Here is a 21,300-nt window from a genome sequence, read left to right as displayed (position 1 = left end):
CTTCTACAACATTGTTAGAGGGGCAATGTTAAAAATTTGGAACAACACGTGATTGGTCAGAACCGTTCTACGCAGCATAAGCTACGAACGCCCCGTGCCGGTGAAGATGCTTTGACATCATCCATCATTGTTTTAGCTGAGCAGTTCGGAAGATACGACTATCGCCGGAATACTTCATTGCTCAGATTGTGCGGTTGGCGTTTTAGTGCAGGTCGGAAGGCGGGCATTCGCCAGTGTCACGTAAGTCTGTACCCATAAGGGCCCTGGTGAGCATAGTTCGATCTCAAGATTTGCAATCTAGTGAAAAGCCCTGTTTGACCTTTCTAATTTATAGCCAAAATCTCCCTATTTTATACCACGAAACGCCTCATCAAGATGTTCGATTAGCCGTCTGACCCTACGTGGCAAAATCCTATTGCCAGGGTAAACAATTTGGAGGGGTATATCGGGAGAATCGTAGTCAGCCAGTAGCGGCACCAGAGTTCCTGTTTTCAGTTCATCATAGATGTCCAACCGGGACTTGAAGGCAATGCCATGTCCCTTTAGGCACCACTCTCTGACAATACTGCCATCGTTGGTCGTGCGATGTCCCCGAACGGTAACGGTTTCAGTATTGCCATCTTTCCCAAAGGTCCATTCGTGGGCAACATTTTCACCGAAACGCATGATCAAACATTTGTGGTGCAACAGGTCTTGCGGCGTTTTAGGAACTCCATTTCTGTTGAGATAGGTAGGAGACGCACAAAGGATGCGGCGTGAAGTTGCGAGCCGGTGGGCGATCAGTGAGCTGTCCGGCAATACGCCATATCGAACAGCCAGATCGGTGCCGAGCCCGACCAAATCGAGGTAACCGTCTCCCAGTGTCAGATCGACACTTACTTCTGGGTGCTGTGCTTGGAATGCCTCGAGAAGGGGCACAATACGTACGCGTCCGAGGTCTGACGGTGCACTAAGGCGGATGAGACCGGAGATCTTTTCAACACCGTGTCGGACTTGAGCCTTTAAATCTTCCGCTTCCGATAAAAGTCGTCTTGCGCCGTCCACAACCAGTCGGCCTTCGTCGGTCAGGCTGATGGAGCGAGTGGTGCGGATCAGCAGCGTGGCACCATAATGTGCCTCAAGTGCTGCGAGCCGTTCAGAAACAGTAGCGGGTGCTAATCCAAAGTCACGCCCGGCGGCGGAAAGACCGCCGCGCTCTACGATACGTAGAAAAAGAGCGAGGTTGTCAAACATAGTATCATACTTCCATTTTTCGGCAAATCCGAAATATTATTTCTATTTTTAACCGATTATCGCCATTTATGAAAGTCGCTATGTTCCCATTCGAAAGGGGTCATCCTATGCATCTTGATCACATTACAATCCGCACCCGCGACCTCGCTGGAATGCGCGCGTTTTTATTAAATGTATTTGAAGACCTAGAAGAATACGGGCGCCCAAAGGCAATCCAGCGTATCCCCGGACATTGGCTCTACGCTGGCGGTAGGCCGATTATACATCTGATTGGCGCACACGGCTATGGGCTTGATTGCGCTGCTGAAGCCTTCGATCACGTTGGCATTCACTTGAACGGCTATGGGACTTTTCGAGCTAAACTTGAACGTTTGAAAATCCAATATTCGGCAATGGATCTACCTGAGATTGACGAACGCCGTTTGTTTTTCCGAACCCCTAGTGGTCCGTTGTTAGAAGTGGTCTTCAATGAGCCCAGCGCCGAAGAGGCAACTCAATGAAATTTTCGAGTGATACAAAAACCATAATTGTCGGAGGTACATCCGGCATTGGAAGGGCCGTTGCCTTCTCGCCGCTCAAGCCTAGCGTTTCTAAACACCCAAAAAGGAACACAAAATGACACTTTTAAATGCGACAAGGATCGGCGCCATTGACGTCGATAACCGAGTGGTCATGGCTCCGATGACACGCTCTCGTTCAACCCAACCGGGCGATGTGCCGAACGAGATGATGGCTGAATACTACGCGCAACGTGCTTCAGCAGGCATGATCATTACTGAAGCCACTCAGATAACGCCCGAAGGGAAGGGGTATTCCTTCACGCCGGGCATTCATTCTGCGGAACAAATTGCCGGATGGAAAAGGGTGACAGATGCGGTCCATGCCAGGGGTGGGCGCATCGTGTTACAGCTTTGGCATGTGGGGCGGATGAGCCACCCCATGTTTCATTTAGATGGCAAACCTGTTGCACCCTCCGCCATTGCGCCCGGCGCTACTGTTTGGGTTGTGGATCCCACCACCGGGAGAGGCGGCATGGTCGAGTGTCCCGTGCCACGTGCCCTCAAAACGAACGAAATTGCCCGTGTCGTGGAAGATTATCGCCTTGCCGCGCGTAATGCCAAAGCTGCTGGATTCGATGGTGTCGAGATCCATGCTGCCAACGGTTATCTGATTGACGAATTTTTACGCAGCACGTCAAATCACCGTGACGACATTTACGGGGGACCAGTTCAGAATCGCATCCGTTTTGCTGTGGAAGTTGTTGAAGCTGTTTTATCCGAGATGGGTGCAGACCGCACCGGCATACGCTTTTCTCCGTTTATTATGCAAAGGGGGATGGAGGATTCGGAGGCGCCTGAAACGATACTGAGCTTAGTGAAAGAATTGGAACGCATGGGGCTAGCCTATGTCCACCTCGCCGAAGCGGACTGGGACGATGCACCAGAAACGCCGGAGTGGTTTCGAAAGGAATTGCGCGCATCTTTCACTGGTGCGGTAATCGTTGCTGGCGGTTATACGCGGGAAAAGGCTGAGTTCATGATTAATAGCGGCTTTGTCGATGCCGTTGCCTTCGGACGTCCGTTCATCGCGAACCCTGACTTGCCCTATCGCTTTGCCCAAGGCCTGCCAATCACTGATTTCGATGGCGATACGCTTTTTGGCGGGGACGCACAGGGATATACGACCTATGTAGCGCTAGCATGACCGCGCCGCTTTCAGATCAGGAAATTGCCATAGGTCAAACAAACGACCAGATAGGAACGACGTTGGTTTCGTCAATTGATGGGATGCATATCTGGCATCTGCGCCTATCACCAGGTGAAACCCTTCCGGCGCACCGCCACGCTCGACCTTATTTCTGGACGGTCCTAACGGATGGTACAGCCCAATCCCGTTTCGATGATGGGCGTGTGGTCAATTTGGCCTACACGAGTAGCCAAACGCGACATTTCCCCGATTTGTCAAAGGACAATTCTTTTGTCCATGACCTGACCAACACCGGCGAAACGGAGCTAGTCTTCGTAACCGTCGAATTCACAAACTAGGAGAACCCCATGAAAGCTGTTGGATTTACGCACTACTTGCCCGTTAAGGACACCAATGCGTTCCTTGATCTTGAAATGGCTGCGCCAAAACTAGAGGGACATGACATTCTTGTTGCTGTCAAAGCTGTAGCAGTGAACCCAGTAGATACGAAAGTTCGCGCCCCAAAGGATGAGGTTGAAGAGACCCCGCGCATAATTGGCTATGATGCGTCGGGCATTGTGGAGGCCGTTGGCCCTGATGTGAAGTTCTTCAAAAAAGGCGATGAAGTCTATTATGCGGGTGATATTACACGCTCAGGTACAAATGCGGAATTTCATCTTGTGGACGAACGCATCGTCGGGCACAAACCTGCATCACTTAGCCATGCGGAGGCTGCCGCTTTACCTTTAACCACCATAACAGCCTATGAGGCATTCTTCTCGCGCCTCGGCATTGACCGTGATGGCGCTGACAAAGGCCAGTCGATCTTGATCATCGGCGCTGGTGGCGGTGTCGGCTCAATCGGTATCCAACTTGCCAAGTTGGCTGGTCTGAAGGTGATCGCTACCGCCTCACGCCCTGAGACTTCAGATTGGGTGAAAGCTCTAGGGGCTGATCATGTCGTGAACCACAGTGGCGATATGGTGGAACAAGTTCGTGCGCTAGGTTTCCAGCATGTTGATCACATTGCTATTTTTAACGATATGCGCCACTGGGAAGCTGCAGTTGAACTAATTCGACCACAAGGCGGTATCGTTTCAATTGACGACACTGATTTGCCCATGCCGATGGGTGGAATGAAAATGAAGGCTGCGAGCATGCACTGGGAGTTTATGTTTGCGCGTGCGATGCATCAGACGCCTGATATGATTGAACAACATAAGCTGTTGAACGATGTCGCAGAACAAATTGATGCAGGGACGATCAAAACGACCCTATCGAAGGTGCTTGCCCCAATCAACGCGCTAAATATGCGCGAAGCACACCGATTAGTTGAAACCGGCCAGGCAAAGGGGAAGATTGTTGTTGAAGGTTTTTGACTCGGAAAGCGGACTTCGAATTTTTGTGAGTTGCAGACTGTGGAATAAGACGATCTGACATATTATGTCGGAGTTAAGAGGGGCGAACGCAGAATAGATTTACTGAAGAGCGGAAGCGAGCGGTTCACCTTGCGATTTGAACTGAGTTCATTACGTAAGGTAAACAAGTGTGGGTTCGATTATAGTGTGCAACATTTTGCTCACCATTCGAGGTTGTTCGCATTCATTCTGCTACAGAACAGATTGCAGCAATCTTTAATGCCCTCAATTACAAGCGCTTAGGTTGCCAGTACAATTCATTTGGCCGCCGCGTTTGTTGCATTCATAGTTTCTAATTTTTATCGCATTGGTGCGTTCTATTTTGTTGAGGATAATGTCAGCTTCTGTACTTTGATACCAACCTTTGGCATCTATTTTTTTAAAGCGCGAGAAGTGGTTTTGTAGGCATATGCTGGTTTCTTTGGTAAACCGTCGACCATGACGAGCAAATATCTCATTTCGCGCGACATAGAGTTCCCAACTGTTTAATTTTTCAAGCTGCGAAACATCGATAAGTTTGTCGTTGGACTGTGGCAGTATGAAGCCAGATGTTGACAATGCTAACTTCTCATGAGGGATTTGCGTGAATATCTCTACTGTTTCAGAACGGTTGTTGACTGAATCAGCTTCACTAAACCCTACAGCCAAACCTCCCGTTAGAAGGCCAAATATCAGAAGCACAATCCAAGGGTGTGCCTGAAAAATCGTTCTCCATTTTGGCGGAGAACCCACCTGAGTGATTTCTGAATGATCAACCAAAAATTTCTCAAGTTTGAGCCGCTCCTGGTCCGTCGCCTCAAGTGCATCCAAAACCAGACGGAATTGCCGATCCTTCATCGATCGGGGATAATTTTTGTTGTTTCGCCAATTGTTTATTGTGCGACGCTGTACATTTATTCGATCAGAGCCGATCATTTGAAGTCGGGTAGCTTTTCTAGCAATTTGCTCGTCTGATTTAATGTTACGCAAGTGCATGAGCTTGCTCAGGTATGAACCAAAATTTTCCTGATCTGTGTTTCGCGAAACCATTTGTGCAGAATTACCCATAACACTTTGTTTTATAAGCAAAAAACATGGAAATTTCCCTAAATATCCCCCTATTTCCGATTTATCCTAACTACATAGCTTCCCCATTCCAATAGATTTTCCTATTGTTTAGATAAAAGCGAGCATCCAGTTATATTGGCTAAGCTGATTGTTAGTCTGGTGTGGGAGGAAATGGTGGATTTTGCGAAACAATTTTTTGCAGCATTATGTGCTTGCTTGATGCTTTCTATAAATAGTTTAGGTTTTTCAAACGACAATTTGTCGGCATCTGACAGTCGAGTGATGTTTGTTCTTGATGGTTCGAATTCCATGTGGGGGCAAATTGATGGTGTTGCCAAAGTCACGATTGCCAAAGACGTTTTGACCAAACTTATCGAGAATTGGGACGATGAAATTCCGGTTGGATTGTTGGCATACGGGCATAGGAGAAAGGATGATTGCAATGACATAGAAGTTGTTGCCAATCCCGGTCAATACGACAAAACACAACTCATAGATTTCGTAAATTCGCTATCGCCGCGCGGGAAAACACCCATTGCTTCAAGTTTGATTGCCGCGGCTTCCTCATTCGGCACGAATAGTGGTGTTCGGCAGATCATTTTAGTCAGTGACGGGCTAGAAACCTGTGGGGGGGATCCATGCAGTACAGCCTTCTCCTATAATTTCATCAATCCAGGATTTGACGTTCATGTCATCGGATTTGATGTAAATGAAGAAGAAACAAAGTCATTACAGTGCATTGCTGCGAATTCTGGCGGGCAATTTTTCAAGGCCAACAACGCAAATGAATTGCAGGATGCCTTGAAGAAGACCGTTTCAGTTGTCAAAGAAGCAGTGGCGCAAGCTGAACCACGAGCGTCTCAATTTCTCTATGCAAAATTGTGCGAGACCTGCGAACGGATAGCGCCACTTGATGTCAAATGGAATGCTTATAAGGACGGAAAGCCCTTCTATGAGGGCCTAGGCGTCATTTTTCCAACCGGCCCCGTGTTCACAGCGGGCGAATATGAGGTTGCAGCACGTTATCAGAGCTCAGTGATTACAGGCCAAGGCAAAATTGAGTTCGGCGATGACGGTAAGCAGATTGGTGAACTTAATCTCAATGGTGGCTCAGCGGTTTTGTTTGCTTACGCAACAGATGATAAGACGATAGCCGCTGATCCAATCTTCTACCAGTTTTATCCGATTATGGAAGGCAAAGCGGCACCAGAGCCTTTGACGGAAAACGCCTCCTCAAACTCTAACACGTGGTTGCCTGCAGGACGTTACCGTGTTGTCGCCACGCATGATCAAATCGCGGAAAGTACGGAAATTGATATCGTCGCGGGAGAAGAGACTCGCTACGATTTCGATATGCGCGTTGGCTATATTCGACCTTCGGCCGTCTTAACACCCGGTGGCAAACCGCTGGGGGGAAATGTCGACTATCGAATATACAAATCAGAAGAAAACGCCAACAACAGCTATGCAGACGGGATTAACTTCATGCTCGGCGGGTCCCGCTCTGAACCCATGAAACCCGGAAAGTACTTTGTGCGGGCGATGCTGAGCTACAATGGTTCAACAATAACGGTAGTAAAGGTGTTTCCGATTGAGATCAAATCCAATGCGGTTGCGGAGCCGGTCTTCGATATGCAGGCAGGTTTGCTGGAGCACACCGTAAAAAGTGAATCCGGATTGCGGATTTTTAACATTGATTATGTTCGTGAAAGCGATGGCAAACGCGCGGCCTATTTCAATTCAGGTACGTCAAATTTGCTCGCCCTTCCCGTCGGCCAGTATCATATGCGCGTCATGGGTAAGGACAAAGAGGGCAAAAACGAAACGCTGGAAACGGATGTGTTTGCGATTGAACCGGGTAAAACTACCACCGTTAACGTCACCATTCCTTGAGGTAAGACCATGAAGATGTATGTCCGAAGCGTTTCGGTTGCCTGCGCCTGTCTGACGGGGGCGTTTGCTGTATCTGTCTTCTCGCCGGCTTGGGCGCAAACCCTGAATGTGCCGGTCATGGAACATGCGAGCGACGGGCTCGACACCTGTGCACTAGGTCATGTGACCGGCCTGAATGTGGAGGGTGACGGTTTCCTCGCTGTTCGCTTAGGTCCAGGTTTGGAACACATCAAGTTGGACGAACTGCACAATGGTGATCATGTCTGGCTGTTTGATCGGCGGGGCGCATGGATAGGTATTGTCTATGCGGCAAAGGATCTGATCTGTAGCCCGATCGAAAATGATCGGCCAGTGGAAACAGACGGCAAGACGGGGTGGGTTCATGAAGACTGGATTCAAATTCTGGCGGGCTGATTTCATGACAATGATCTTAAAAAGTCTCATGCTTGCAGCACTTTTTTGTTCAATGCCACTGATGGCTGTTGCCGCAGATTGGCCAACCATGGATTGGAAGAGCCGCTGGTCGGAAGAAACCAATGATGGTGAAATTACTGATTATCCACCCTTTGTGGCTGTCGATGGCGTGCGGTTGCACCGCTTTTCCGAGATGCAATCAATTGCATATCAGGGTGTGTTTTTGGTTGAGCACGGAGAATTGGAAACCGAACGACTTCATATTTTTACCGTCTGGCAGGGGGGCGCCAGTCAAGGCGAACAATTAATGGCGGTGAGCATTCGGCAAACTGGGATCGACATCATGGGGCCATATGGCCAAGATTTCGAAAAACTAAGAATAATACAGAATAACAGGCAGGGTGCGCTTGAGTTTCATCTTTTGACAGATGAAGACGCACCGATTGGCACTGTTTATTTTGAGGCAGGAGATTTCCGGCCAAAACGCACGAATGAGGAATGAAAATGAAGGCGAAACTGTTTGGTATGCTTGAGAATATGGGACGTGGCATATTGTGTGTTGCCTTGCTGATGCCGTCACTTTCTTCAACCTCATCTTTTGCGCAATCGAGCACTCTTTCCGGGCCCATGGCTGCTCAAATGCAGCACGCGGTGGAACAATATGAACACGACCATAATAGCCTTTACTCTTCTGGTCTGAGGATGCAATTGCAAGATCTTCTGGTCATGCCCGCAAGTGAGATCGATGCCCTAGATCGCGATTTGCAGCGCGCGGCACAAAGTTGTTCAATGGCGACATATGATCAGCTTTGGCAGGATCGCAACAAGAAGATTTTAATACAAATATCAACGGCACTCGCTGGCTGGGAACAGTTGGAACAGCATATCAATAGGTCCCGTGATGAATGGCAGGACAGCTTTTTGACCTTGCGCCGTGCAATGGCACAAATTCCGATTTTAAGCGAAACACTAGCTCAAGAGTTTGTCGACGAATCTGGCGCACTATCGCCTTTTCAGCATTGGACGCCAATTTTTGGCATTGAGGCAGATGAGAGCCAATCTTATGCCGATTACAATCAAGAATTACGCTCGAAATATACCGAGATTTTTCGAGGCGGGCTGGACGACATACTAGAAGCGTTGCCTGGGCAAGAAAATGCGTTATTGCGCGGTGTGTATGACACATTCCATCAACAGTCTTTTTCAAGACTGATGGAGCAGCAAGAAGGGGCGACTGCACAAGATCGAAAAATTGCAGCCTATTTGGCCGACGAACAACAACGATTTTTGCGCGACTATGATGGCGATCTTGCAGACTTTGATAAACGGCTTGCAGCCGACATTGAGGCTCTATATCGCGTGTTCAAAGCTGCACAAAATATCTACGAACAATATGCCTTGTCGCCAATTGTTTACCCATTCTCTTGTGCTCAACCCCAAAATTATTGTCCAATCGATTATGAATGGCTTGGGCGCAGCCATTACGAGTCGGTTCAGGCCAAATTGCGTGCAAAGTTTGATGTTGGCCAGCCATATGAACTGACCGCCCACGCAGACCGATTGGATGGCTATCTCGATCAAGTTGTACGCGAAGAAGGCCGCCGAATGGCTGATCTGCTGACGGGATTGGTCGAGAATGCCGGTGAAGACGGCGACAACCCGCTTTCAGTTTCTCGAGAGCGTAACGAAACGAACCCAGACAGCACCGACCTATTGGTGCCACAGGGAATTGGCGCGAAAAGTGAAGACGTTCAGCGTTTGGTCAGCCAAATCCTGAACTTGCCATCCCAAGAGCAAGAACGTGTGTTAAGTTATTTCCAAGCACTTGCGGATGAGACCGCAACCGTGCGACGCGCAATTTATGAAGAGCGTGTAAAAGAAGGTATTGCAGATCCGATTGCGGCCTTCGAGGCGGGTGAAATTGGACCTTTTGCAGCCTTAAGGGAGGTCCAAGAGAGGGCGCGCGCCGAGTTGACGAAAGCGGGCGTGCCCCTTCAACCCGAAATCAATATCTCCGAAACTGGAAATGACGAATTTGGCCTGAATAGCGGTGACATTCTTGCGGGCATAATTGGTGGGGTGCGGAGCTATGAAACGTTGAACGAAGAGATTAGAGTTGAGTTGCAGGCTCGGGCGCTTGCAGAAGAAGCACTGCGCCGCGAAGTCAAACTCTACGGCGGCGTGCGTTCACATAGCTTCAACCCCGAAACTGGAACCAGTTTTGATGCAACTGTAAAGGTGCCACAAACTGCACATGACAGCGCAATCGCGTCTTACTTAGAGCGTCCAGAATGGATGGAAGCGGCTTATGCCGAGTTAAGCGCCCATACGATGCGCAAACGTCGCGAAGGACGCGCGTGGTTGGAACAAGCCATTCCCGGTGTTCTGCCAAACCAAGGCAATGTAACCTCAATTGCGAACGATGATACTGAACAAGTCGACTCTCCTTCAAACAATGATAATGTGTTGCAACATGGCGGAATCGAATTGTCTAGCCCGCCACCAGTGGGGCAAAAGCTGCAGACGAATGAAATTGTTTTGCCCGAATTCGTCGCGCCGAGTTTCGATCTACCGGCTTTCCCAAGTGGGGGCATCGAACCATCGACCGACCAATCTGTTGGTCCCAACGATGACATATTTGCGGATTCGGGCCATTCGTCGTCAGCAGCACCTTCAAAAGAAATTTTGAAGGATATTTTTTCCAATGTATTTCCTAAAGAGGATGCTCGCCGCGTGAAAGCGGGGTTGGATCAATTAACCGATGGATTTGTTGCTCAGTTGCAAGAAGAGCGTGGCCGGTTAGACGAGATTAGGGCCGACGCCCTTCGCGATGTCGCGTCGCTAGATGAGAATGAAACACGCCAACTTGTGTCGACACTCATTGATAGCATTCTTGAACATCAGGAGCGAGTCCGCGCAATTGATGCCAGGCTTGAGGAGGCATCAAGCCAACTCGATATCAATAGTGAACCCGATTTGAGTGCATTGCTCGATCAGGCGCCTGCTGAGGTTTGTGAACCGCCTAGCGATTTTGATATCGCTAAACGTGCGTACTACGCCGCACTCAATGCGTTCAAAGTCCAGCATAAAGCGCCAATCTTTGATCGTGCAAAGCAACTAGAAGGCAATTTAACCAGCTTTGATTTTTCGCAATATATGGCCACCAAAGAGAAATTTTGTGAGACCTATCGCGGGGGTGACCCGGTAAAGAGTTGCGGTTATCAATTGATCAGACCGCGTGTTGGTTTTGCGGACGCATCTAACACCGCCCCAACGGGTATCCCTGATTATGCTTTCGATCATATTCTCAGCGTCGCAGGTTATGGTGTCGCGTCCGTTTGGAAATCAGGAAAAAGTAACCCGTTGCACACGCTCCAAGTGCATTTTCCTTCAGGTGATCACGACAACCAAGGCATTTTTCATGCCGAGGCTAATGCTGTTGAAGCTGCATTTGAAATTCTTGAGGAAAGTGCGCGCCCCACAGACGGGTTTGTTATTTCAAACCCAGGACCATTCTTTGAAAACGGAGGAAGATTTATCGTACGTGACGAGGTGAAGACCGAATTTGCCGCCGTGCTTAAGTCTTATGATGCCTTTTTAAAGGCACATGCGCGCTTAAGAGTACATCGTAGCAAACCGCCTCATTCGTCAGGACTATACCTTGAGGCACCTTCTGCCTTCGATTTGTCCGTCCTAAAAATGCACCCTCAAGATTTGTTGGATCAAATGGAGGCCAGCAACGCCACTCAAGTCTTTGTGTCGCATCAGGCAGGCGGCGTTGAGTTTCCTTATGAAACAGCCGATTTCGACGGTTACGCGCTTTTGGCGCGAGGGGCCCTGAGCACTGAGCTTATTTCCAACTTGTGGGCACGTGTGCCGGATGACAGAATAAAATCGCGCATCGCCTCGCAGTTGCTAGGCCAAACCTATTGGCTATTTTGTGATGAAGCGAGCGAGTATACTGCCAGTTTTAGGTGCAGAATAATAGTGCCAACGGTAGACGTTTGGACCTACCACGCCACCGGCCGCGATCCAGACCAGTTTCGTATCGAAGCAACTGATATGCTGAATACGGCGCTCACCTTCGCAGCATATTTGGAGGGAGTGGATTGAAAGTTGGGTTTATTCGTGGCTTTGCACAGTCGGAAAATTAGAGTGCAGAAACATCATCAGCGCCACCGAACTGACAGTACTTCCTATTGTATAATCGCACTGTTGCGATAGGCAGAACGGACGGGAAAGCGGTCATTCAACAATGTCAACCTTTATGTTAGCTATACGTACTTTTAGGACCTTCAAATTGGTAAATCAGCTAGCAATGCAATCATTGGTTCCGGTTTGTCTGTGATGCAAACCTATGTAGAAAGTGGACGCATCGAAAGTAAATCCGCCAAGCTTCATCGGCGAACAGAAAGCAGGCTTCCTATATAGATTGTTATAATGATTATGCGTTGTTAACTCTTAAAGGTGTCAAACTGCGTGATTTTTCCTTGAGATGACCGTTAGAAATAGCTATTCTGGCTGCTAAAAGGTTGGTTTATTCAATTCGTTAGGGTGATATTGCTTTGAAGGACCAAAAGGCAGAAGTAGATGCCCATTGCCAGTTACATTCGCGCATGAATAGTGTTTTGACGGCCATCGACCTCTTTAGCGGCGCTGGCGGCCTTACGCTTGGCTTGAAGCAAGCTGGGTTTAAGGTGCTAGCGGGTGTTGAAATCGAGAAAATCCCGGCAGCGACGTATAGTCTTAATCACCCAGATGTACATTGTTTTCGAAAAGACATCCGCAAAATTGGTGCTATAGAACTTCTGAAAACCACTGGCTTAAGAAGGGGCGAACTCGACTTATTGGCTGGCTGCCCACCTTGTCAGGGTTTTTCAACGCTTCGAACCCGTAAAAAGTCAAATGCAGTTGCAGATGATCGGAATGACCTCCTGTTTGAATTTCTACGCATTATAGAGGCTATTTCTCCTCGATCTATAATGATGGAGAATGTGCCTGCACTAGCTCATGATAACCGAATGAAAGTGTTCTTGAAGCGAATTTCAATGCTTGGTTACAAAGTAGGGCGGAAGAACATAAGGGTAGAGGATGCAGCAGAATACGGTGTTCCTCAACGGCGGTATAGAATGATCTTGCTTGCTTCCAAAACTGGCCAAGTCAAGCAAGCCGAAAAATCTGAAACCATAACTGTCAGAAGATGCCTCGATGCTGTGCGTCTAGCACCTGTCGGTGAAGCAGGTGACCCGTTGCATGACCACGTTCCGAACAGAGCTGCACATGTGGCTGAGATTATCCGCAATATACCCAAGGACGGGGGATCAAGAACATCGCTGCCTGAACATCTTGTACTTGATTGCCATAAACGCAACAATTCTGGCTTTCGTGATGTATATGGACGAATGTCTTGGAATAAAGTTTCCCCTACGATGACAGGTGGCTGCGGGAACCCATCAAAGGGACGATACCTGCATCCGGAAGAAGATCGTGCAATTAGCTTGCGTGAAGCGGCATTGTTTCAAACGTTTCCTGTTGACTATCAGTTTGACCTCACTGGAGGTCGCGGCAAAGTTGCATTAATGATCGGGAATGCGTTGCCCCCAGAATTCATTAGGCGGCACGCCATACAGATTGCAAAATCGTTGGCATACTGCTGACCCCAGACTAGTTGGCAGCTAACCTTTGCGAAATGGCTCGAATTCATCGAAGCCGATCCTAGAGATTTCCTGGCTCATATTCTGCGCAATTCTAAGTGCCCGCTTGTACTTAAGATTTGCGAGCCAGCGGTAGTCCGTATTGTTGGCATCCGGGACATGGTAAATCTCTCTCTGCTCATCATAGTATATTGGGATATGCCCAATGGCATCGTTTATCACACCAAAATCGAGAGACAGGGATTTGGTGTAGCACTTTGGCGGAACCGAAAGGCCCACGAAGTTGATAAGCGCTCCATTTCTTCCATGAGGAACAACGATATCTGGAATATCACTATCCACGACTTCGAGCGGTACGAAGAAAAATAATCCAGCCCCACGAACAGTATCACAGGTCGCTTGTAAGCATAAAAAATAGCCGTCTTCAACATCCGAGAAAATGACGGATCCTAGCCCCAATTTTGGCGGTGCTTTTCGGTGTACCATACTAAGCTCGCTTGACTGAGAGTTAGTCAGGAACGAGAACTGCAACATGGATAAATTTGCCGCTTCAATAGTGTCGCAGAACAACGTCGAAAAACTGTTGGCAAACGTGTCTTTGGACGGCCTTGGGCTGGCTTGACGGTCGCTTTGCCTCTCCTCAGCCGCCTTTTTGTCCGCTTCCGGCCAATCTGAAAAGCCACGTTCCATAATTGACATGACATCTTCAATATTGAGCTTAAATTCTTTTTCTTCATTCTTTTTGTTTATGTACCGAAGCGTAAAATTTTCTGGGTGCTGAGGCATCTGGGCTAAGCGACGTTTGATTGCGTCAACGGTCGTGTATTTAGAAGTGACTTTTGACTTATCCACCTCTGACTTCAAAGCGCTCATTACAACAGAAATGGCATAATCCATTGAATCGGCTGAATTTTTCAGACGTGCGCGATGATGAAAGAATGGACCATCGAGTTCTGACGAAAATTTGCTCAAAACATGATGCGTCGTGTCTCTCATCGAGGAGATCGTTGCGAGCGCGACGTTCGAAAGTAGACCATTCGACAATTCTGAGAACGCCTTCAACAGCTCTTTGGGAAGTTGCGTCTCGGAAACGGCATTGGCCAATTTTTCATTGCCCATCGATTTTTCACGCCAAATTATACGTAAACCTGACGAGTTGCTAAGGACATCACCTGTCTTAGTAACCTTGCCAGAGATTTCCTCGGCTGCGTTGAGCCTTTCAGCAATTTTTTCAAGGATGGTTCCCTGATCCTTGTTGCCGGTGTAGATCGCAATCAATCTCAGGCGTCCTCCAATGGCCTCATCCCCACGAAGAATTTCCTGAATAATCTCTGATGCTAGCTCGCCATCATCACCATGATTCATGTGCCAGTCTAAGGATACGATATCAGCTCTCAACGAGGCCTTAGCGACACTTTTAGCTACACTACCTTCATCACCAGTCGGATTAACAACCGAGCAGACAAGCCCCAAGTCTAGGGCGCTCTTTATCAATCCTTTTGCGTCTAGCGGATGTGAGCGTTTTGCTTCAGGTTTCTGATCAACCTTCTTGGCGGCCGCAACATCGCGCCTACCAGGCGTCTTAACCTCAAGGGCTGGTTCTGGTTCGACAGGGTCATCTACAGGTTCGTCGTCAACCACGATCATTGTATACGCGAAGGAGCTGGCGGCGTTGTATTGGTCGTCGGCAAAATTCATCTGATCAAATCTTCTATTGAGACATCTTTGAGATACGGAAACAGGCACCAGAATTGGGGGTTGGTGGATCGACATTCAGTTCGTAACCAAGCCGGCCAAGCGCTTGCCTTGAAATATGCAGTCCCATTCCTCTGCCGCCCGGCTTTCGAGTAAAGCTGAGCTCAAAAATGTTTCGGACATCAATGCTACTCACTCCACGACCGTTGTCTCTGACACAAAGGTCGCCATTGTCTTCAATCAGTTCAATGATGCCCGCGTCGTTTCTCGCACTGGACGCCCAATAGATCGCATTATCGATTAGGTTGACGAAGACAGGATAAAAGTCCGCGTGAAACCCATGCAGAGTATGAGCCTTAAACCCCTCATCAGCGACCAGCCGAACATTGTGACGTTTAAGCCGCTTTTCAAACAAGTCAGACACAAATCGAAATATATCACTGCCTTTGATATCGACGGCTGTCGACTGAAGCTTCCGGTCTAGTGGGTTGAACAATGCCAAGTAGCTGTCCAAGTGATCAAAATTGACGCGCATGTCGTCGTATAGGCGCTTCATGTCAGGATTGGCATGAGCCCAGGATTTCATGCGTCTAAGGCCGTCTCGCAAGCTGCCAGCCGTCTTTCCAAATTCATGATTAATCGTGTTAAGCGCCATCCCAATTTGGGCGAGCTCGAAATCGACCTCTTGTCGCTCGCGAAGCGCGACGACTTCCTCTTCCAGAGCTTCAGTGACTTCGACCATATCTGAACCGCTGGATTGGGTTGATGATAGAACAGCGTCGAGTTGACTGTAGATCTTCCGCAGTTTTTCGCTCTCTTCTTCGAATGCGTCAGCTACCAAGGTCTCGAAAGCCTCCCGCTGTTTTGAGAAATCGAACTCTGCCTGCTTCTTACCTTTAACGGCCTCAAGCTCGGCGAGGACCTCATCAACGACTTTCGATACGTTTCGAAAGCTGTTTTTTGTTGTATCCCTTACTGTGCGTGTAAGGTCGGTGAGGGTCTCCTCCGTCTGCGTTCGCAGAGTTTTCATGGTTGAAAGGGTCTCTTTCGTGTGCTTTTGGACGGCAGCATTCAGTCGCAGCCCAGGCTCAAGGTTCAGCTTGTTTTTCTTTACAGTTGTTGTGACGATGTTCTCGATCGTCTTCTCGGCGGGCAACACTAGGTCATTCGTTAGCCTGCCCATTTCTGTTTGGTAGGCCTCCCAGTTGTTGCGTAGTTCGGTGTTTAGCCCAACTCCTCGCGGTTTCGAGATAGCATGCTCCTTACGAAGTTGGTCCAGATGCAACTTCGCCTCAGCCTCCAGACGGCCAATTGCAAGTGCCTTGGCTTGTGGATTCTTCTTGCTATTGATTTCGGAAAGCACGTCCGCTTCAAAACCTGCAACCGCATCAGATATGGTTTTTGGCAACTGTCCGGAGTCTATAACCTTGAAGAATTTCTCCAACTGTTCACCGAACCTGTCTTTCTTGCCTTTGGACTGTTTCTCACGCTTTTTTCGAACTTCATCGAGGCGCTGGAGTTCATAACGTTTTTCAGTCCATTCTTCAGAATATTTGCCATTTTCCCGGAAGAAATCTGCCGCCGACTGTATGAAAAAGTTAATCAGAATACTTCGAAACTGCCGGTAAGCCTTATCCTCACGAAAACCTTCCCTCCCTGCTTTCTCTACCAAGTTGGGGTTGTCTAGAGATGTTAGTTCGACCGCCCCCATGATATTTCTGAAGGAGTAGTAGGCTGTTGCTGCTCGCAAGTTTCGTCGGCGCTCAACATCGAGGAAGTCGAAGTCCGGACCGCCATATGGTTGAACTCGGACCCCATCTTTGTAGATGTAAACTCCGCCATGCCGTTCAAGTTTTCTTCGGATTTTGGCGTGCTCGGTAGGATCAACTAGCGAGTCCGTTGGCGTTGGCTGTATCACCGCGATTGAAAAGTCAAATGGGCCGCAACTAGTCGGTTTGCCGTCTGTATTTGGCCAGTTGAGCACATATTCGGAGGGCAATGTTTGATAGACGCCAACCTTTCCACGAAACTGACCGAATTCATCGAAGCGACCGCGAATATGATGGTCGACTTGCCTGAACTCTTCAGGACTAAAGAATGCTTTCTCGCCGACTCTCTCTAAAGGCTCTCCCTCGTCCATGTGATCTCTAAACCGTGTTATGATCTTTGGCTTCCGGAATTCCGGCGTCATGGTATTTGTGAAGCCGATGAGGTTTTTTTCGAACCTTGTTGCCTTGGTGGATTCATCCCGATCATCAATGTCGTCTTGGATGATCTCATCTGCAGGCAGTATGTAAAAATGAGTTCCGGATCCGTTCAAATCGAAAGAAGGCTGCCCAAGGTAGGTTGACGCATCTCGAGGGTCTACTTTGAAAGCATCCATGTCATCGCGGATAGTCTTAGCAACCTTCTCGTCTATTCGGCTGGAAAGGGTGTTCAGGCTATCCCGGGCTTTTGCTACCATCTCTTGCACATCTTCAAGATTCGGCAGGGTGTCAGCTCTAAAAGTTTCAAGTGGGATAGTAATTTCGTCGAGATCGATCCCAGGTAGCTCAAACAAACCCCAATGTATGTAAGCAGCAGTAATGCTGTCCTCAGCTTTTCCACCGACTTTAGCACGAGTTATTACGAGTACTTGTCTACCGATAACCGCAATTGCTAGCCGTCCTATGCCCTTTTCGCCAAGTAGTGGGCGAATGTCTTGCGCGCTGTCAACGGGGGGACGTTTTAGGCCCGAAAACGATCCTACCTTGCTGTCAGTCCCAAGTGTGAGCCAGCGATCTTCAAAGTCTTGCTTGGTCATCCCGAGACCGTCATCTCTTAAGACAAAGAGCCCATCGTCCCGAAAGTAATCCACCTCTGCTATTGTTGCATAAGCATCATGCGCGTTCTTAAATAGCTCACTGATTGCCGTCGATATGTTGGCGATCTGTTGTCGACCAAGAAGATCAATAGTTCGTGCTCTAATGTGAAACTTTGCCACTAAACTTGCCGACCTTTTCTACGCATGAGACACCGCCTTATAATTCCAATCCGTATTCTCTTCACGAGGCAAGTTAGCCTTGAAATTTGACTTTGCCAACGTCATTTTAATATACGATTGCATCTTTGACGCTCATGCAAACACTCGATCAAAAAACAGAACGGGCCATCCTGATTGACCGACCCATTCGTCGAATTAAATCTCGACACTTTCAGATATCGACAAAGCGTCTTCGAGGTCCACGCCAAGATAACGCACAGTGCTGTCCATTTTTGTATGACCTAGAAGTAATTGTACGGCTCTAAGATTGCCTGTCTTCTTATAGATTTGCGCGACCTTTGTTCGCCTCATTGAGTGCGTCCCATAGGCACTTGGCTCCAAACCAATTGATTGAACCCAACCTTTGAGCATTCTGGCATATTGCCGGGTTGAAATATGGGGTCGATCATGAAATCGACCAGGCCAAAGAAAGCTGTGGCCTCTCATTATGGGATGATTGATCCACTCTTTGAGCGATGCCCTGGTTCCTTCAGTTAATTCAAATCTGACTGGTGACTTGGTTTTGCGTTGTAGGACCGAAGCACGTTCTTTGATGGCGCCGGCGCTATAAACATCAGAAACCTTCAATCTGACGAGATCGCACCCACGTAGCTTGCTGTCGATTGCGGTGTTAAATAGTGCGAGGTCTCTCACCGCATTTGCAATTTCTAGGCGCACGCGGATTGCCCAGACATGTTTGGGCTGAAGTGGTCTTTTTTGGCCGATGATACGTCCACGATTCCAGGCCCGATTGGATGGAATGACCATTGGTAGGTTTGTTGAAGCAGACATGACAGGTCCTTTTCACCATACCCTCCAACCACAGCACTCCGAAATTTAGCAACCTATTATCTCACTGTGATGATGCAATTGGCAAATTGGGGACAGGGTGCAGCTAATCCCTTTGCGTTTAATTACGAAATTGTGGTAAAGTTTTCCTATGAGCAAGATCGTAAAGACACAACGCGAAGCATCTACTGGACGGTTTGTCCAAACCAACCTCGGCAAAGCGAAAGCTTCAAAATTCGCCTTGGTCGAAGGTATGTCTTTGAATTCAAATTCTCGCAACTTAATCTCCCGTCTAGAGCGCCGCGGGCTTAAAGGTGATGCCTTGCGCAAAGAAATCATGAGTTCGTTTGCCACCAAGCAGGGCTAATGAGTCGCTATAAGGCCACCGAAGATCCTCTTTGCTATCAGGGTACACAAGTTCTTAAAAACAAAGCCGGCCTTCGCGAGCAGGATGAGCTCGATCAATTTGAGCAACTGATGTATTTGACGCGGGCGGAAGAACCGCTACCCACTGGTAACCTCGACTACGAGCATTACAAGCGCATTCATCGCCATTTTTTCCAGGACGTCTATGACTGGGCCGGCCAATCCCGAGAAATCAGGACTGGAAAAGGTGGAAACTGGTTTTGCTTTCCCGAGTATATTGATGGCGAAATGACTAGAATTTTTGGGCAGCTAGCCAATGAAGACCATTTAATTGGGCTTACTAACTCAAAACACTTTGCGGAGCGCGCGGCAGATTACATCGCTGAAATCAACGCCATTCATCCCTTCAGAGAAGGAAATGGGCGCTGCCAGCTTACGCTGCTCGATATTCTTCTTGCCAATTCTGGTTTCAACATGAACGAAGACCAAATCGATCCTGACATTTTCATGCAGGCAATGATTACAAGTTTTCACGGCGAAAATAGGCCGCTTGAACAAGCCATATTAGACTTGATGTCGTAGTTGGTACGTAGCGTCAAGACTTTCAACGCATAGCCTAGCCACCGCCATTTAGGGAATAGGAAGAGAATTCCGCTGGCTGTCCAAAGCCTAGCATCGCGGCCGACGAAGGTCCGCTTTAAGGAATTCAAATCAAATGGCTCCAATGTCCTGTGTGGATGGCTCCGTAATTGCAAGTACTTTTTGTGACTTATTTCCGAGATCAGATACAGTCCTGTGTCCGGCCTATTGATGCAGGTTTATGCTGCTGGCCCTGATGATTTCCGCGAACCAAGTCCCATTCCGCTTGGCGGACTATTTATGTCCCCGGACATTGGCGGGGTGTCTTGGCTCTCCGGCTGGCCCGGATATTCATCACATCATACGTTCTTGCAAACTTATTCTCTTTTTAGGTTGTACTCATCTCCCTGTACGGTTCGCCATTGGTGAGCACCGCCCATGCTATGCGAGCTGTTTTGTTTGCCATAGCAACGGCCGCGAGCTTTACGGGCTTGCGCTCGAGCAGGCTGAGCATCCATGGATCAGCTCTTTCAGGTTTGGTTTTGGCAGCGCGCACGCGACTTGCCATGCCGTTGACCAAAAGCTTGCGTAGATATTGATTGCCCATGCGACTTATGCGCCCCAACACTTGTTTACCACCACTCGATTTGTTGAGTGGCGTCAGGCCGATCCAGGCAGCAAAGTCGCGAGCACTTCGAAACTGCCTTCCATTGCCGATGGTCGCAACGATGGCGGAGGCTGTTAGGGGCCCGATGCCGGGTATGGTTCGTAGTAGTTCAATGCGTTCATCCTGCTTGGCCTGCTCAGAGATGGTCTTGTCCAGCCTGGCGATGCGCAAATCAAGATCAATCAATTGATCGCACAGCAGCGCAATGACATCTTCAGCACTCTCGGGAATTTCCAAAAGTTCGCCAACCTGCATCTCGCGCGCAAGGCGGCGCAAATGATCAATGCCTCTGGGAATAATAATCCCAAACTCGGCGAGCAAACCACGGATCATGTTTACCAGCTGGGTGCGTTGATTGATCAGTGCCTGACGAACACTATGTTGGCTTAATATAGCTTGCTGGTCTTCTGTCTTGATGGCCACAAACCGCATGCTGGGACGTGTGACAGCCTCGCAGATAGCAGCAGCGTCTGCCGCATCCGATTTGCCGCGTTTAACATAGGCTTTTACGTAAGTGGCTGGCATCAATTTTACTTCATGACCCAGCGTCGTCAGCTCACGCGCCCAATAATGGCTCGATGCACAAGCCTCTATACCAATCAAGCAGGGGGCTAATTTTGCGAAGAAGGGCAGCATTTGGGCGCGACGTAAGGGTTTGTTGAAAGCGACCGATCCATCTTCATAAACGCCGTGGACCTGAATAACATTCTTGGCAAGATCAACGCCAATTGTGATAATCTGCATTTGTGGCTCCTATACTAGCAGTGATAACACCTGCCATTATGGCGCATTTAACGCCGGTGTGTAGGAGCCATCCACACCATCCGCTATTGGGAT

17 protein-coding genes are annotated in these 21,300 nt (G+C 48.6%); 11 read left to right on the top strand and 6 right to left on the bottom strand.

Translation table 11 applies throughout. The annotated features are described in order from the left end of the window. Nucleotides 1-345: 345 nt before the first annotated feature. Complete coding sequence (locus ACP15Y_RS10915) at nucleotides 346-1,233, bottom strand: LysR family transcriptional regulator (protein WP_424983111.1); 888 nt, start codon at nucleotides 1,231-1,233, stop codon at nucleotides 346-348. Between the two features lie 107 nt (nucleotides 1,234-1,340). On the opposite strand from ACP15Y_RS10915, the gene ACP15Y_RS10910 reads away from it, so the two are divergent. From ACP15Y_RS10910 to ACP15Y_RS10895, 4 genes are all read left to right on the top strand, one after another. Further along, nucleotides 1,341-1,733, top strand: a complete 393-nt coding sequence (locus ACP15Y_RS10910; protein ID WP_424983110.1) for a glyoxalase — start codon at nucleotides 1,341-1,343, stop codon at nucleotides 1,731-1,733. A 115-nt stretch (nucleotides 1,734-1,848) separates the two neighbouring features. Next, a complete protein-coding gene (locus ACP15Y_RS10905) occupies nucleotides 1,849-2,937 on the top strand; it encodes an alkene reductase (protein WP_424983109.1) in 1,089 nt (362 codons plus the stop codon). Next, nucleotides 2,934-3,278 (top strand): cupin domain-containing protein, encoded by a 345-nt coding sequence (locus ACP15Y_RS10900; protein WP_424983108.1) that lies wholly within the window; start codon nucleotides 2,934-2,936, stop codon nucleotides 3,276-3,278. The genes ACP15Y_RS10905 and ACP15Y_RS10900 overlap by 4 nt, the downstream gene beginning before the upstream one ends. Before the next feature lie 9 nt (nucleotides 3,279-3,287). Continuing rightward, on the top strand, nucleotides 3,288-4,298 hold the full coding sequence (locus ACP15Y_RS10895; protein WP_424983107.1) for a zinc-binding alcohol dehydrogenase family protein: 1,011 nt from the start codon (nucleotides 3,288-3,290) through the stop codon (nucleotides 4,296-4,298). Between the two features lie 264 nt (nucleotides 4,299-4,562). On the opposite strand, the gene ACP15Y_RS10890 is transcribed toward ACP15Y_RS10895, so the two are convergent. Then, a complete protein-coding gene (locus ACP15Y_RS10890; RefSeq protein ID WP_424983106.1) occupies nucleotides 4,563-5,384 on the bottom strand; it encodes a YARHG domain-containing protein in 822 nt (273 codons plus the stop codon). A 135-nt stretch (nucleotides 5,385-5,519) separates the two neighbouring features. Here ACP15Y_RS10890 and ACP15Y_RS10885 point away from each other — a divergent pair, with 135 nt between their 5' ends. The 5 genes from ACP15Y_RS10885 to ACP15Y_RS10865 all read left to right on the top strand — a co-directional run bounded on the left by ACP15Y_RS10885 (nucleotide 5,520) and on the right by ACP15Y_RS10865 (nucleotide 13,348). Then, on the top strand, nucleotides 5,520-7,277 hold the full coding sequence (locus ACP15Y_RS10885; protein WP_424983105.1) for a vWA domain-containing protein: 1,758 nt from the start codon (nucleotides 5,520-5,522) through the stop codon (nucleotides 7,275-7,277). 117 nt (nucleotides 7,278-7,394) lie between these two features. Then, entirely contained in the window at nucleotides 7,395-7,691 is a 297-nt protein-coding gene (locus ACP15Y_RS10880; RefSeq protein WP_424983104.1) for an SH3 domain-containing protein, read from the top strand. After that, nucleotides 7,660-8,193 carry a hypothetical protein gene (locus tag ACP15Y_RS10875; protein WP_424983103.1) on the top strand — a complete coding sequence of 178 codons (534 nt, stop codon included), beginning with the start codon at nucleotides 7,660-7,662 and terminating at the stop codon, nucleotides 8,191-8,193. Before ACP15Y_RS10880 ends, ACP15Y_RS10875 begins: the two co-directional genes overlap by 32 nt. 2 nt (nucleotides 8,194-8,195) lie before the next feature. Next, entirely contained in the window at nucleotides 8,196-11,804 is a 3,609-nt protein-coding gene (locus ACP15Y_RS10870) for a hypothetical protein (protein ID WP_424983102.1), read from the top strand. A gap of 452 nt (nucleotides 11,805-12,256) precedes the next feature. After that, nucleotides 12,257-13,348, top strand: coding sequence for a DNA cytosine methyltransferase (locus tag ACP15Y_RS10865; RefSeq protein WP_424983101.1), 1,092 nt, complete (start codon nucleotides 12,257-12,259; stop codon nucleotides 13,346-13,348). A gap of 18 nt (nucleotides 13,349-13,366) precedes the next feature. Here the strand turns inward: ACP15Y_RS10865 and ACP15Y_RS10860 are convergent, their stop codons facing one another. The 3 genes from ACP15Y_RS10860 to ACP15Y_RS10850 form a co-directional block, all read right to left on the bottom strand. Next, nucleotides 13,367-15,043, bottom strand: coding sequence for a response regulator receiver domain (locus ACP15Y_RS10860; RefSeq protein WP_424983100.1), 1,677 nt, complete (start codon nucleotides 15,041-15,043; stop codon nucleotides 13,367-13,369). Nucleotides 15,044-15,056: 13 nt separating this feature from the next. Continuing rightward, complete coding sequence (locus ACP15Y_RS10855) at nucleotides 15,057-18,023, bottom strand: ATP-binding protein (RefSeq protein WP_424983099.1); 2,967 nt, start codon at nucleotides 18,021-18,023, stop codon at nucleotides 15,057-15,059. A gap of 195 nt (nucleotides 18,024-18,218) precedes the next feature. Further along, nucleotides 18,219-18,854 (bottom strand): tyrosine-type recombinase/integrase, encoded by a 636-nt coding sequence (locus ACP15Y_RS10850; RefSeq protein WP_424983098.1) that lies wholly within the window; start codon nucleotides 18,852-18,854, stop codon nucleotides 18,219-18,221. A gap of 148 nt (nucleotides 18,855-19,002) precedes the next feature. On the opposite strand from ACP15Y_RS10850, the gene ACP15Y_RS10845 reads away from it, so the two are divergent. Together ACP15Y_RS10845 and ACP15Y_RS10840 are read left to right on the top strand one after the other, a co-directional pair. After that, on the top strand, nucleotides 19,003-19,218 hold the full coding sequence (locus ACP15Y_RS10845) for a hypothetical protein (protein WP_424983097.1): 216 nt from the start codon (nucleotides 19,003-19,005) through the stop codon (nucleotides 19,216-19,218). Then, entirely contained in the window at nucleotides 19,218-19,799 is a 582-nt protein-coding gene (locus ACP15Y_RS10840) for a Fic/DOC family protein (RefSeq protein WP_424983096.1), read from the top strand. The genes ACP15Y_RS10845 and ACP15Y_RS10840 overlap by 1 nt, the downstream gene beginning before the upstream one ends. Before the next feature lie 385 nt (nucleotides 19,800-20,184). On the opposite strand, the gene ACP15Y_RS10835 is transcribed toward ACP15Y_RS10840, so the two are convergent. Beyond that, complete coding sequence (locus tag ACP15Y_RS10835) at nucleotides 20,185-21,207, bottom strand: IS110 family transposase (protein WP_424982476.1); 1,023 nt, start codon at nucleotides 21,205-21,207, stop codon at nucleotides 20,185-20,187. Nucleotides 21,208-21,300: the final 93 nt, after the last annotated feature.

Origin of the sequence: Maritalea sp. S77 (genome assembly GCF_049801075.1) — a bacterium.
In the GTDB taxonomy this organism is placed as follows: Bacteria; Pseudomonadota; Alphaproteobacteria; order Rhizobiales; family Devosiaceae; genus Maritalea.
This window is presented reverse-complemented; position numbering and strand designations above follow the sequence as displayed.

Bases quoted from the DNA above. Each gene is read 5' to 3' on its own strand.
- ACP15Y_RS10915 (WP_424983111.1), bottom strand. From the start codon at position 1,233: ATGTTTGACAACCTCGCTCTTTTTCTACGTATCGTAGAGCGCGGCGGT.
- ACP15Y_RS10910 (WP_424983110.1), top strand. From the start codon at position 1,341: ATGCATCTTGATCACATTACAATCCGCACCCGCGACCTCGCTGGAATG.
- ACP15Y_RS10905 (WP_424983109.1), top strand. From the start codon at position 1,849: ATGACACTTTTAAATGCGACAAGGATCGGCGCCATTGACGTCGATAAC.
- ACP15Y_RS10900 (WP_424983108.1), top strand. From the start codon at position 2,934: ATGACCGCGCCGCTTTCAGATCAGGAAATTGCCATAGGTCAAACAAAC.
- ACP15Y_RS10895 (WP_424983107.1), top strand. From the start codon at position 3,288: ATGAAAGCTGTTGGATTTACGCACTACTTGCCCGTTAAGGACACCAAT.
- ACP15Y_RS10890 (WP_424983106.1), bottom strand. From the start codon at position 5,384: ATGGGTAATTCTGCACAAATGGTTTCGCGAAACACAGATCAGGAAAAT.
- ACP15Y_RS10880 (WP_424983104.1), top strand. From the start codon at position 7,395: ATGGAACATGCGAGCGACGGGCTCGACACCTGTGCACTAGGTCATGTG.
- ACP15Y_RS10875 (WP_424983103.1), top strand. From the start codon at position 7,660: ATGAAGACTGGATTCAAATTCTGGCGGGCTGATTTCATGACAATGATC.
- ACP15Y_RS10870 (WP_424983102.1), top strand. From the start codon at position 8,196: ATGAAGGCGAAACTGTTTGGTATGCTTGAGAATATGGGACGTGGCATA.
- ACP15Y_RS10860 (WP_424983100.1), bottom strand. From the start codon at position 15,043: ATGAATTTTGCCGACGACCAATACAACGCCGCCAGCTCCTTCGCGTAT.
- ACP15Y_RS10850 (WP_424983098.1), bottom strand. From the start codon at position 18,854: ATGTCTGCTTCAACAAACCTACCAATGGTCATTCCATCCAATCGGGCC.
- ACP15Y_RS10845 (WP_424983097.1), top strand. From the start codon at position 19,003: ATGAGCAAGATCGTAAAGACACAACGCGAAGCATCTACTGGACGGTTT.
- ACP15Y_RS10840 (WP_424983096.1), top strand. From the start codon at position 19,218: ATGAGTCGCTATAAGGCCACCGAAGATCCTCTTTGCTATCAGGGTACA.
- ACP15Y_RS10835 (WP_424982476.1), bottom strand. From the start codon at position 21,207: ATGCAGATTATCACAATTGGCGTTGATCTTGCCAAGAATGTTATTCAG.